The following is an 11806-nucleotide window of genomic DNA, read 5'->3' as shown; positions in this document are numbered from 1 at the left end:
GGGCCGGGTGGGGGTGTTGCCGGGGGGGCGGGTGGGGGGGGGCCGGGGGGGGGGGGGGGGGGGGCGGGGGCGGGGGCGCGAATGCCGGTCCGGATTCCGCGCCCCTTCGCTGTGTCCTGCGGCCTACTTACTGGCCCTGCTCGTCGCGGCGGCGCTGCCACCGCTCCTCGATGCGGTCCATGACCTTGCCCCTGCGGTGCGGCTGGTGACGCCGGCCCAGGCGCCGTCCGGGGGCCGCGGCGCCCGCGGCCGGAGGCTGCTCTCCCGGCTTGCCCGTCCTGCGCCAACCGGTGACCGCCAGCACGGCGCTCCCGAGCATCACAAGGAAGCCCAACACACTGATCCAGGGCTGCTGGGTGATCATGCCACCCATGAGCAGCGCTACACCGGCCAAGAACCCCACCACGGCCTGGTAGATGCGCCGCCGGGTGTACGTGCGCAGCCCGCTTCCCTCAAGCGCCGACGCGAACTTGGGATCTTCGGCGTACAGCGCTCGCTCCATCTGCTCGAGCATGCGCTGCTCGTGCTCCGAGAGCGGCACGGAGTCCTCCTACTCGTCGGTCGCAGGGGGGCGACCGGTCCGACCCTTTCAGGATAGGCAGGGATTCGCCCCCATGAAACCCGCCCCACTACGCCAATCCGACGGGGCCTTCATTCCCCGTCCGCCGTTACGTCATGCCAGCATACGGTCAGCAATGACGCAGCGGGGGGCGTGTGACGGACTCCTCGGGACGGTGCCCCCGGAGCGGCCCTCAGCCGCGCTCGCCCAGCACATGGAGCTGGGTGGCGACCGAGTGGAAACCGGGCTCCTCCGCGGCGGCCAGCTCCAGCCGGAGCAGCGCCTCCTGGGCGCCCGGCTCGGTGTCGACCAGGACCCCCGGCACCAGGTCGGCGAAGACCCGCACGCCGTGCACCGAGGCCGCGCGCAGGCCGGCGTCGGTGACCAGCCTGGTCAGGGCGTCGGCGGTGAACCGGCGGGGCAGCGAGTCGCCACTCCCCCATCGGCCGTCCGGGTCACCGAGGGCGTGCTGCGCCTCGGCGAAGTGCCCGGCCAGCGCGCGGGCCAGCACGGCGCCGCCGCGTCCGGCGGCGAGCAGGCTGAGCGAGCCTGCGGGCCGCAGCGCCCCCACCACGTGGCGCACCCCTTCCGCCGGGTCGTCCACGTACTCCAGGACGCCGTGGCAGAGCACCATGTCGTACCCGCCGGGGGTCACCACGTCGAGCAGTCCGTGGGTGTCGCCCTGGACGCCGCGGACCCGGTCGGTGACCCCGGCCTCGGCCGCCCGGCGCTCCAGCGCGAACAGCGCGTCGGGGCTGGGGTCGACGACGGTGACGCGGTGCCCGAGCTGGGCGACGGGCACCGCGAAGTGCCCGGTGCCGCCGCCTGTGTCCAGGACGTCCAGGGCCGGGGTGTCCGCGGCTTTCGCCCGCCGTTCGAGCGCGTCCCGCAGGACCTCCCACACCACGGCGGTACGCAGGCTGGCACGGGGGCGCATCGGATCCACCCCTCCTTGACGGGACATGGCGGGCGGCTCCTCGCAACGGCTGGTCACAACAGGCGCCTTCCACTCTAGGGCCTGTCGTCCGGATCTCCGTGGCGTCCCGTGGGAGGCGCGTGCGGATGATCGTCTGCGGGCACCCGAGCGCGGTCAGGTGACCGGCTTCTCCTGGGCGGCCGGGGGCGTCGGGGCGGGTATGAGCGGCGGGCTGCCGGTGAGGGCGGGCTGGAGCAGCAGCATCCGCTCCACCAGTCGCAGGAACATGCCCGCGGCGCGCAGCAGATCGTCCGCGTCACGCGCGCTCGCGGCTCCGGCTATGCCCGCCTCGGCGCGGGCCCTGCGGGTGGCGCCCGCCTCGAACAGGGCGCTCCACTCGGCCAGTTCGGGAGCGATCTCGGGCAGCACCTCCCAGGCGGTGCGGATCCGGCGGCGGCGCCGCGGGTGGGGCTCGGGCCGGGCCCTGACCGCGAGCACCGCGGCGGCCGTGCGCAGGGCGGCGAGGTGGGCGGTGGCGTAGCGCTCGTTCGGAGCATCCAGGACGGCGGCCTCCTCGAGGCCGATGTGCGCCTGGGTGAGCAGGTCAAGGGCGGCGGGCGACGCGGTGACGCGGCGCAGTACGGGGTGGATGTCACTTGCGGGAGTTGCCATGTCGTGCCTCCTCAATCTCCTGCGACCCATAGTGGGGCCGACCACTGACAATCGCCCTGACCTGCGGAAACGCCCCGTTCTGGGCGAAGTGTGGCCGATGTCTCGTCAGATCCGGCCGGGGGCGCGGGGCTTCGGCTGGTAGTTTTGTTGAACTGACTAGTCAGTACAAAAGAGGGGACGGCGCCGTGATCACGGCACAGGGGTTGGGGCTCGAAGGGCCGCGCGGCTGGGTGTTCCGCGGTATCTCGTTCACCGCGCGGGCCGGTGAACTCATCGCGCTGGAGGGCCCGTCGGGCAGCGGGCGGACCAGTCTGATGCTGGCGCTGACCGGGCGGATGAAGGCCACCGAGGGCGGCGCCGAGGTCGGCGGCCACCCGCTGCCGCGCCGGATGGCGGCCGTCCGCCGGATCAGCGCGCTCGGACCGGTCGCGACCGTCGCCGAGCTGGAGCCCTCCCTCACCGTCGGCGAGCACCTGCGTGAACGCGGTCTGCTGCTGCGGGGGTTCGGCCGCCGGGCAGCCGCCCGCGACCGGGCGGCGCGGGCGCTGGCCACCGCGGGTCTCGACCCCGACGCGCTGCCCGCGGGCCCGCGCACCGCCGTACGCGACCTGGAACGGCCCGCCGCGCTGCGGCTGGGCGTCGCCCTCGCCCTGATGTCCGAGCCCGCCGTGCTCGGCGTGGACGACGCCGACCTGGGGCTCGGCCCGGCCGACCGCGCGGACGTCTGGGCCATGCTGCGCGACGTCGCCGCCTCCGGCCCCACCGTCCTCGCCGTCTGCGCCGAGGCCCCGGCGAAGGCCGACCTCACCGTCCGCATGACGGCGCCCGAGGCGGAGAAGCCCGAGGTGCAGGAGCCCGCACCGGTGGAACCCGCGCCGGGCCAGGCGCCCGAACCGGCCGAGGGCCCCGCACCGGCCACCGCACAGGAAGGAGCGGCTGATGCGCACGCCGAAGCTCGCCGCGTTTGAGCTGCGGAAGTTCGCCCGGGGGCGGCTGCCGCGGGCCGCGATGGCGGCGCTGGTGCTGCTGCCCCTGCTCTACGGGGCGCTCTATCTGTGGTCGTTCTGGGATCCCTACTCCCGGCTGGACAAGATCCCGGTCGCGCTGGTGGTCGAGGACCGCGGGGCGACCGCGGACGGCGCGCGGATCACCGCGGGGGCGGACCTGGCCGCCAAGCTGCGCGACACCGCCACCTTCGACTGGCAGCGCACCGACGCGGCGAGCGCCAGGCGCGGCCTGGAGAACGGCCGCTACTACCTGACCCTCACCGTGCCCGCCGACTTCAGCGCCCGGCTGGCGTCGAGCTCCGGCCCCCAGCCGGTAACGAGCGCCCTCCAGGTGCGCACCAATGACGCGAACAACTACATCGTCGGCCAGATCTCCCGCTCGGTCTTCTCCGAGGTGCGGGCCGCGGCCTCGGCGAGCGCCTCGCGCGGCTACTACGACCATGTCTTCGTCTCCTTCGCCGACCTGCACGACAAGACGCTCCAGGCGGCGAACGGCGCGGACCGGGTGACCAGCGGCGCGGGCAGCGCGGAACAGGGCGCCAAGGACCTGGGATCGGGGATCGCGAGGGCGGAGAGCGGCGCCAGGCAGCTGTCCACCGGGCTCACCCAGGCGCACACCGGCAGCGGCACCCTCGCCACCGGGCTGGACTCCCTCGACAGCGGCGCCTCCCAGGTCGCGGCGGGCACCCAGCGCCTCGCGGACGCCGTCAACGGCGCCTCGGACCAGCTTGCCTTCGTCAAGGCCCACACCAAGGAGATCGGCGACACCGCCACCCTGGTCGCGGACGGTGCCCACACCGTCCGCACGCACCTGGCGGACATCGCGCGGCTGGCCCCGGGCGCCGCCCGCGACAGCCGCACCGCCGCGGACTACCTCAAGGGCCAGTACGACAAGCAGTGCGCGGCAGGCGCCCCCGCCGCACCGGCCGCCCCGCCCTCCCCCACGGCGACCGCGGGCACCGCCCCGCCCGCCCCCGCGCCCGACCTGTGCGCGGCGCTCAAGAAGGGCGCCGATCTCGCCGCCGACGCCGCCCGCGCCACCGGGCAGCTGAACGACGCCGTGGGCGCGGACCCGCGGGCGCTCACCAGGCTCACCGACGACCTGGCGACCCTGGAGAGGTACGCCCGGCAGCTCGCCGCGGAAGCGCCGCACCTGGGTACGGATATCGACACGGCGGTCACTGATGTGAACACGCTCAACTCCGGCGCGCACCAGGTGGCGACCGGCGCGCACACCGCCGCGGGCGGCGCCCGCACCCTCCACAAGGGCCTCGGCACGCTCTCCTCGGGCGCCGATTCGCTCAGCGGCGGGATGTACCAGCTCTCGGACGGCAGCAACCGGCTCACCACCGGCCTGACGTCGCTGACCGACGGCAGCGCGCAGCTCGCGGGCGGGCTGCACGACGGCGTGGGCCGCATACCCGACTACGACTCCAGCCAGCGCGCGGCGCGCTCGTCGGTGATGGCCGACCCCGTGCAGCTGGCCTCGCGGGCGCTGCACAAGGCGGACACCTACGGCGAGGGCCTGGCGCCGTACTTCATACCGCTCGCGCTGTGGGTGGGGGCGATGGTGGCGTACATGCTCTTCGCGCCGCTCAACCGGCGCGCGCTGAGCGCGGGGGCCCCGGCCTGGCGGATCGCGGTCGCGGGCTGGCTCCCGGCCGCCGCCACGGGCGCGGTGCAGGTGGTCGCGCTGCTCGCGGTGCTGCACTGGGCGCTGGGTCTGGAGATGCTGCGCACGGCGGGCACGGTGGGCTTCCTGCTGCTGACGACGGCCTGCTTCGCGGCGATCGTGCAGCTCCTGTGCGCCAGGTTCGGCCCGGCGGGGCGGGTGCTCGTGCTGGCGCTGCTGATGCTCCAGCTGACGTCCGCGGGCGGCACGTATCCGGTGCAGACCAGTCCCGGGTTCTTCACCGCGCTGCACCCGCTGCTCCCGATGAGCTACGTCGTCGGCGGGCTCCGCAGGCTGATCACCGGGGGCTCCCTGGTGCCGGTGTGGCAGGGGTGCGCGGTGTTGCTCGCCTACACCGCGGGCGCGCTGCTGCTGACGGCGTTCACCGCCCGCCGCAAGCAGGTCGTGACGGTCAGCGCGCTGCACCCGGAACTGACCCTGTGAACGTGCCCGGTGCACATGCGCCCTTCCGGACAGGCAGAATCGGGGCATGACCACCGCACGACGCCAGGCCACCCGGCAGAAGCTGTACGAGGCCGCCGTCACCCTCATCGCCGAACAGGGCTTCTCCGCCACCACGGTCGACGAGATCGCCGAACGGGCCGGGGTCGCCAAGGGAACCGTCTACTACAACTTCGCCAGCAAGAACGATCTCTTCGAGGAGTTGCTGCGGCACGGCGTCGGGCTGCTCACCGCCTCGCTGCGCCGGGCCGCGGACGGCGCCGCGGCGAACGGCGGCACCAAGGTGGACGCCCTCGACGCGATGATCAGGGCCGGGCTGGGCTTCATCGCCCGCTACCCGTCCTTCACACAGCTCTACGTCGCCGAGCTGTGGCGCACCAACCGCACCTGGCAGGACACCTTGATGATGGTCCGCCAGGAGGCCGTCGCCGTGGTCGAGAAGGTGCTGGGCGAGGCGGTGGCGGCGGGCGAGCTGAGCGACGAGATCGATGTGCCGCTCACGGCGTCCGCGCTGTTCGGGATGGTGCTGGTCGCCGCCCTGGACTGGCAGGCGTTCCAGCCGGAGCGCAGCATCGACGAGGTGCACGCGGCGCTGTCCCGGCTGCTCCAGGGACGGGTGAGCGGGTCACCGGCCCGCCCCTGAGGGACGTTCGCGGAACCGGCGCGCACAAAGGCGCGCATAAAGATGCGCTGTTCTGGTCAGGTCCGTTCCCCCGGCGAACCCTGCCAGAACAGCGCATCCCCCATGCAACCCCCGTTCACGTACGGATCCGGTGCCACTCCGCCGCCCCGTGTCGGCGGTGCGGGCACCGCGCCCGTCCGCGGTCTCCACTCTTCCGCCCCGCCGGAAGAAACCCATCCGTGCGGGTACTCAACCGCACGACTAGGTAGACATACTCATCCGCACGTCATTTCACTCATCGGCGGACGGCCGCGTTCGATAAAGTCCCGCCATGTCCGTACTCCCGCTGGTCTTCACCAGTGGCTGGGCGAGCGGGATCAACGCCTATGCCGTCGTGCTGCTGCTGGGTCTGATGGGTGCCACCGGGGCGACCGACGAGGTGCCGGCGTCGCTGCAGCGCACCGATGTGCTGGTGGTCGCCGCCGTGCTCTTCCTCTGCGAGGCCGTCGCCGACAAGATCCCTTACGTGGACTCGGCGTGGGACGTCGTGCACACCGTGGTCAGGCCGATCGCGGGCGGCGTGGTGGCCGCGCTGCTCGCCGGGCACGACGGTTCGCTGTCCCAGCTGGCGGCGGGCGCGGTCGGCGGTTCCACGGCGCTGGCCAGCCATCTGGTGAAGGCCGGTACGCGGCTGGCGGTGAACACCTCGCCGGAGCCCGCGAGCAACATCGTGCTGAGCGTGCTGGAGGATCTGACCGTCGCGGCGGTCGTCGCCTTCGCGCTCTTCCACCCGGTCGCCGCGGCGGTCGTCGCGGCCGTGCTGCTGGGCTTCGGCATGACGCTGGTGGTCTTCCTCCTCTCGCGGATCCGCCGCTTCGTCCGCGGGTGGCGGGAGCGGCGGCGCCGGGCGGGGAAGCCCACCCCGGCGCCGGTCTGAGGCAGGGCGCCGATACAGTCCCTGGCATGGCTCGGATTGCGGTGATCGGCGCGGGTATGGGGTCGCTGGCGGCGGCGGCCCGGCTGGCGACGGGTGGCCACCGGGTGGTCGTCCTGGAGCGGGCCGCGTCGTACGGCGGGGCTCTCGGGCAGGTCGCCAGGGACGGTTTCGCCTTCGACACCGGGCCGGGACTGCTGCTGCTGCCCGCCGTGCAGCGCGATCTGTTCGTCAAGACGGGGCGGGAGAGCCTGGAGCGGTCGGTCGGGCTGGAGCAGGCCGATCCGGCGAGCCGCCATGTGTTCGCCGACGGCACCGAGGTGGTGCTTCCCAACGCTTCGCGCTCCGGGGTCATGGAGGCCCTGGACGGGGTCCTGGGCGCCGGACGGGGCGAGCGGTGGAGTGCGGTCATGCTGCGGGCCCGGGAGGCCTGGGAGGCCACCCGCAGGCCCCTCCTGGAGGACGCCCTGGGCGAGGACACCGGCCCGCTGGGCCGCGACCCGTATCCGGCGGTCCGGCGGCGCGGGCTGCTGCGGCGCCCGGCGCCGCCGACCCTCGCCGGGATCGCCGACCGCGAGCTGCGCGACCCGCGGCTCGCGGCGCTGCTGGAGAGCCACGCCCTGGCGTACGGCTTCGACCCGCGTACGGTGCCCGCGGCGGCGGCGGTGCTGGCGTACGTGGAGCAGACCTTCGGGGTCTGGTACGTCCGCGGCGGCATGCGGGCGCTGGCCGACGCGGTGTACGCGCGGTGCCTGGCGCGGAAGGTCGAGTTCCGGTTCGGCGCCGAGGTAGTGGGGCTGACCGAGAAGGACGGGCGCGCGACGGGTGCCGAGCTCGCCGACGGTGACGTCGTCGAGGCCGACGTGGTGGTCGCGGGGGCGCCGCTTCCCGCGCTGCGCGGTGAGGGCGAGGGGGCGCGGCCGCTGGTGCCGGGGCGCCTGACCGTGCACCTGGCGCTGCGCGGGGCCCGGCCGGCCAGCACACCGCACCGCACGGTCGTGCACGCCCCCGACCGGGTGGCGGCGCTCGACGCGGTCTTCCGGCCGGAGTCGGGCGGCACCGCCGTACCGCCCACCGTGACCGTACTGCGGCCCGACGACCCCGCCGGGCGGCCGGACGACGCGCATGAGGCGGTCACCCTCCAGGTCACGGTGGCGCCGCACGCGCCGCGGGCCCCCGAAGGCGTCGACTGGGAGGCGCCCGGGTTCGCCGACACCCGCGCCGCCGCCGCGGTGGCCGCGGCGGAGGCCGCCGTGCCGGGTCTGCGCGAGCGCGAGCTGTTCCGCCTGGTACGCACCCCCGCCGACACCGCCCGCGACACCGGCGCCCCCGGCGGCGCGGTCCCCCGCCCCGCCCTCCCCGGCGCCGACGGCGGCTACCTCCACCCCGCCAACCGCTCCCCGCTCCCCAACCTCTACTTCGTCGGCGGCTGGTCCCACCCCGGCGGCGGCCTCCCGCACGCCGGCATGTCCGGCGCCATCGTCTCCGACCTCATCGCCGGCGGCCCCGGCGGCAGCCGGTAGCCGCTGCCCCGTCCCGGCCCCGGCCCCGGTCCGAAGATCCTTAAGCGGCGAACCGCCCGAATTCAACTGATCGGGCGGAAAAGGGGGTTGGTCGTCCGCGGGGGCGTGAGGGGCGCGCCTAGCGTGGGCGGGATTGGTGATGTCACGGTGGAAGGCAGTGTCGTATGCCGCAGCCCTTTGAACTTCCGCAGTTCTATGTGCCGTATCCCGCACGGCTGAACCCGCATCTGGAACGGACCCGGGCGCACTCGAAAGGGTGGGCGCGGCGGATGGAGATGATCGAGGGGTCCGGGATCTGGGAGGAGGCGGACTACGACGCGCACGACTACGCGCTGCTGTGCGCGTACACCCATCCCGACGCCTCAGGGCCCGAACTCGACCTGGTGACGGACTGGTACGTGTGGGTGTTCTTCTTCGACGACCACTTCCTGGACATCTTCAAGCGGACGCAGGACATGACCGGAGCCAAGGAGTACCTGGACCGGCTGCGCGCGTTCATGCCGGTCGAGCCGGGCACCGCGGTGCCCGAGCCGACCAACCAGGTGGAGGCCGGGCTCGCCGATCTGTGGGCGCGTACGGTGCCGACGATGTCGGACGGCTGGCGGCGGCGGTTCGCGCGGAGCACCCAGGCGCTGCTGGAGGAGTCGCTGTGGGAGCTGGACAACATCAGCGCGGGCCGGATCTCCAACCCGGTCGAGTACATCGAGATGCGCCGCAAGGTCGGCGGCGCCCCCTGGTCGGCCAACCTGGTGGAGCACGCGGCGAGCGCCGAGGTGCCCGCTGTGATCGCCGGGAGCCGCCCGATGCGGGTGCTGCGCGACACCTTCGCCGACGCGGTGCACCTGCGCAACGACCTGTTCTCGTACCAGCGCGAGACCGAGGACGAAGGTGAGCTGGCCAACGCGGTCCTGGTGCTGGAGCACTTCCTGGGGTGCTCCACCCAGGAGGCCGCCGACACCACCAACGACCTGCTGACCTCCCGGCTGCACCAGTTCGAGCACACCGCGCTCACCGAGGTCGAACCGCTCTTCCAGCAGTACGGCCTCGGCCCGCAGGCCAGGCTCGACGTGTTCGCGTACGTCAAGGGGCTGCAGGACTGGCAGTCCGGCGGCCACGAGTGGCATCTGCGCTCCGGCCGGTACATGAACGGCGCCTTCGTGGACGGGGTGCGGGTGACGGACATGCGGGAGGGCGAGGGGCGCGGCGCGCTCGGCGGTCCGACCGGGCTCGGCACCTCGGCCGCCCGGATCCCGGTGTCGCTGGCGGCGACGATGCCGCAGCGGCTGCGCGGCTTCACCTTCGTGCCGTACGAGCAGGTCGGCGCGGTCGAACCGCCCGATCTCCCCATGCCGTTCGAGACCCGGCAGAGCCGCCATCTGGACGACTCCCGCCGCCACGGCCGGGAGTGGAGCACCCGGATGGGCATCCTGGGCACCGATCCCGGCTACCCGCTCCCCGGCGGCCTGTGGGACGAGGAGAAGCTGGCCGCGTACGACCTCGCGCTGTGCGCGGCGGGCATCCACCCGGAGGCCACCCGGGAGGATCTCGACCTCACCACGGACTGGCTGATCTGGGGCACCTACGGCGACGACTGGTACCCCGCGGTGTTCGGCCGCGGCGGCGACCCGGCCGCCGCCCGGCTCGCCACCGACCGGCTCGGGCTGTTCATGCCGCTGGACGCGGGCGCGGTGCCGCCGCCGCAGACCGCGCTCGAACACGGCCTCGCCGATCTGTGGCGCCGCACCGCGGGCCCGATGGACCCGGCCGCGCGCCGCGAGTTCCGCGACGCTGTCGGGTCGATGACCGAGAGCTGGCTGTGGGAGCTGGCCAACGCGCGGCAGAACCGCATCCCGGACCCGGTCGACTACATCGAGATGCGCCGCAGGACCTTCGGCAGCGACCTGACCATGAGCCTGTGCCGGATCGGCCACGGGGCGGCGCTCTCACCGGAGATCCGCCGCGCGCGCCCGGTGACCTCCATGGAGTCGGCGGCGGCCGACTACGCCTGCCTGGTCAACGACCTGTTCTCGTACCAGAAGGAGATCCAGTTCGAGGGCGAGATCCACAACGCCGTTCTCGTGGTGCGGAACTTCCTCGGCTGTGGGCAGCGGGAGGCGCTGGCCGTGGTCGCGGATCTGGCGGCCGCCAGGATGCGGGAGTTCCGGCACCTCACCGAGACCCGGCTGCCCGCGCTCTTCGACGAGTTCGGGCTCGACGCCGACGCGCGGCACGCCGTGGAGGGGTACGCGCAGGAGCTGCGGGACTGGATGGCGGGCATCCTGGCCTGGCACCGCGGCTGCCGTCGCTACGACGAGGCGACGCTGCTGCGGCACCACAGCCCGCCGAAGGTGACGGTGCCCGCGCCCTGGAGTAGGCCCGCGGGTCTCGGCACGGCCGCCGCCCGGCTGGCGTCCCGGCTCAGCGGGTAGGCGGCGCCGGCGGCTCGGTGGGCGGGCGGCTCAGTAGCGGTAGGGGTCGTAGGGGTCCGCGTACTCGGCGTACTCGCCGTGCTCCGCGTACTGCGGCTGCTGCTGCCCCTGCTGGGCCCCCTGCTGCTGCGGCTGCTGCTCGTAAGGCGACTGGTACTGCTGCTGCGGGATGTACGGCTGCGCCTGCGGCTCCTGCGGATACCCGTAGCCGTACGGGTCGGCCGGCGGCTGGCCGTACGGCGGGGTCTCCGGCGGGGGCGGCGGCCAGCCGTACGCGGAGTGCTGGCCGCCCGCGGGCTCCTGGTAGCCCGGGGTGGGGGCGTCGAAGCCGTAGCCCTGGGCGCCGCCCCAGCCGCCCGACTGGTCGTAGCCGCCGTCGGTCTCGTAGGAGGCGGAAGCCGCCGCGGGCTGGGCCTCGCCGCCCCAGCCCGCGTAGCCGTGCGCGCCGTAGCCCTCGTAGCCGCCGCTGGTGTACGGGTCGGGCGTGTACGAGGACTGGCCGGTGTAGAGCGGGTACTCGCCGCTGTCGTCGTGCAGCGGCTGCGGCTGGTAGAGCGGCGGGGAGTCCGGCGAGTGCCGGGTGCCGAACACGTCCGGCTCGTCCGCGTCGAGCATGTCCTGCGCGGCGGCCGCGTACTCCTGCCGCTGCGCCCCGGCGGGGTCCGCCTCGACCGGCGAGACCTCCAGCAGCGGCTCCGTCCTGGGCGCCCCGCCCCTGCGGCGGCGGCTGGAGCCGGGCCTGCCGCCCAGCGCCCACCCGGTGGAGAAGCCCCGCTTGTAGGACAGGGTGACGAAGGACTGCCCGGCGCCGAAGGCGATCGCGCCGAGCACGATGACGATCACCTCGCGCAGGTAGACCCCGCCGACGACGCCGAGGAAGCCCGCGAAGGCGAGCAGCCGCCAGCGCAGCCGCGCCTTGTACTGCAGCAGCACCTCACCGAGCAGCCACAGCGCGACGATGCCGAACGCGATGTAGAGCACCGAGTAGCCCATGTGCCCACTTCCCTATC

10 protein-coding genes are annotated in these 11806 nt (G+C 74.0%); 6 read left to right on the top strand and 4 right to left on the bottom strand.

The window, feature by feature from the left end:
- Positions 1-127: 127 nt before the first annotated feature.
- From AB0M29_RS33225 to AB0M29_RS33215, 3 genes are all read right to left on the bottom strand, one after another.
- A complete protein-coding gene (locus tag AB0M29_RS33225) occupies positions 128-541 on the bottom strand; it encodes a DUF3040 domain-containing protein (RefSeq protein ID WP_365389543.1) in 414 nt (137 codons plus the stop codon).
- A 211-nt stretch (positions 542-752) separates the two neighbouring features.
- Positions 753-1523, bottom strand: coding sequence for a methyltransferase (locus AB0M29_RS33220; RefSeq protein WP_365389542.1), 771 nt, complete (start codon positions 1521-1523; stop codon positions 753-755).
- Positions 1524-1649: 126 nt separating this feature from the next.
- Complete coding sequence (locus AB0M29_RS33215) at positions 1650-2147, bottom strand: SAV_6107 family HEPN domain-containing protein (RefSeq protein ID WP_365389540.1); 498 nt, start codon at positions 2145-2147, stop codon at positions 1650-1652.
- 185 nt (positions 2148-2332) lie between these two features.
- Here AB0M29_RS33215 and AB0M29_RS33210 point away from each other — a divergent pair, with 185 nt between their 5' ends.
- The 6 genes from AB0M29_RS33210 (at position 2333) to AB0M29_RS33185 (ending at position 10796) form a co-directional block, all read left to right on the top strand.
- On the top strand, positions 2333-3115 hold the full coding sequence (locus tag AB0M29_RS33210; protein WP_365389537.1) for an ATP-binding cassette domain-containing protein: 783 nt from the start codon (positions 2333-2335) through the stop codon (positions 3113-3115).
- On the top strand, positions 3087-5270 hold the full coding sequence (locus AB0M29_RS33205) for a YhgE/Pip domain-containing protein (RefSeq protein WP_365389535.1): 2184 nt from the start codon (positions 3087-3089) through the stop codon (positions 5268-5270). Before AB0M29_RS33210 ends, AB0M29_RS33205 begins: the two co-directional genes overlap by 29 nt.
- A 46-nt stretch (positions 5271-5316) precedes the next feature.
- Positions 5317-5931, top strand: a complete 615-nt coding sequence (locus AB0M29_RS33200; RefSeq protein ID WP_365389532.1) for a TetR/AcrR family transcriptional regulator — start codon at positions 5317-5319, stop codon at positions 5929-5931.
- A gap of 310 nt (positions 5932-6241) precedes the next feature.
- Positions 6242-6847 (top strand): DUF4126 domain-containing protein, encoded by a 606-nt coding sequence (locus tag AB0M29_RS33195; RefSeq protein ID WP_365389529.1) that lies wholly within the window; start codon positions 6242-6244, stop codon positions 6845-6847.
- Between the two features lie 26 nt (positions 6848-6873).
- Positions 6874-8367 (top strand): NAD(P)/FAD-dependent oxidoreductase, encoded by a 1494-nt coding sequence (locus tag AB0M29_RS33190; RefSeq protein WP_365389527.1) that lies wholly within the window; start codon positions 6874-6876, stop codon positions 8365-8367.
- Between the two features lie 164 nt (positions 8368-8531).
- Entirely contained in the window at positions 8532-10796 is a 2265-nt protein-coding gene (locus AB0M29_RS33185) for a germacradienol/geosmin synthase (RefSeq protein ID WP_365389526.1), read from the top strand.
- A 30-nt stretch (positions 10797-10826) separates the two neighbouring features.
- On the opposite strand, the gene AB0M29_RS33180 is transcribed toward AB0M29_RS33185, so the two are convergent.
- Positions 10827-11789, bottom strand: a complete 963-nt coding sequence (locus AB0M29_RS33180; protein ID WP_365389524.1) for a hypothetical protein — start codon at positions 11787-11789, stop codon at positions 10827-10829.
- Positions 11790-11806 lie beyond the last annotated feature (17 nt).

The sequence above is a fragment of the Streptomyces sp. NPDC051976 genome (assembly GCF_040680795.1).
Classification (GTDB): Bacteria; Actinomycetota; Actinomycetes; order Streptomycetales; family Streptomycetaceae; genus Actinacidiphila.
Note: the sequence above shows the minus strand (reverse complement) of the source record. Positions and strands in the feature narration are given on the sequence as shown.

Bases quoted from the DNA above. Each gene is read 5' to 3' on its own strand.
- AB0M29_RS33215 (WP_365389540.1), bottom strand. From the start codon at position 2,147: ATGGCAACTCCCGCAAGTGACATCCACCCCGTACTGCGCCGCGTCACC.
- AB0M29_RS33180 (WP_365389524.1), bottom strand. From the start codon at position 11,789: ATGGGCTACTCGGTGCTCTACATCGCGTTCGGCATCGTCGCGCTGTGG.
- AB0M29_RS33205 (WP_365389535.1), top strand. From the start codon at position 3,087: ATGCGCACGCCGAAGCTCGCCGCGTTTGAGCTGCGGAAGTTCGCCCGG.
- AB0M29_RS33190 (WP_365389527.1), top strand. From the start codon at position 6,874: ATGGCTCGGATTGCGGTGATCGGCGCGGGTATGGGGTCGCTGGCGGCG.
- AB0M29_RS33185 (WP_365389526.1), top strand. From the start codon at position 8,532: ATGCCGCAGCCCTTTGAACTTCCGCAGTTCTATGTGCCGTATCCCGCA.
- AB0M29_RS33195 (WP_365389529.1), top strand. From the start codon at position 6,242: ATGTCCGTACTCCCGCTGGTCTTCACCAGTGGCTGGGCGAGCGGGATC.
- AB0M29_RS33200 (WP_365389532.1), top strand. From the start codon at position 5,317: ATGACCACCGCACGACGCCAGGCCACCCGGCAGAAGCTGTACGAGGCC.
- AB0M29_RS33220 (WP_365389542.1), bottom strand. From the start codon at position 1,523: ATGTCCCGTCAAGGAGGGGTGGATCCGATGCGCCCCCGTGCCAGCCTG.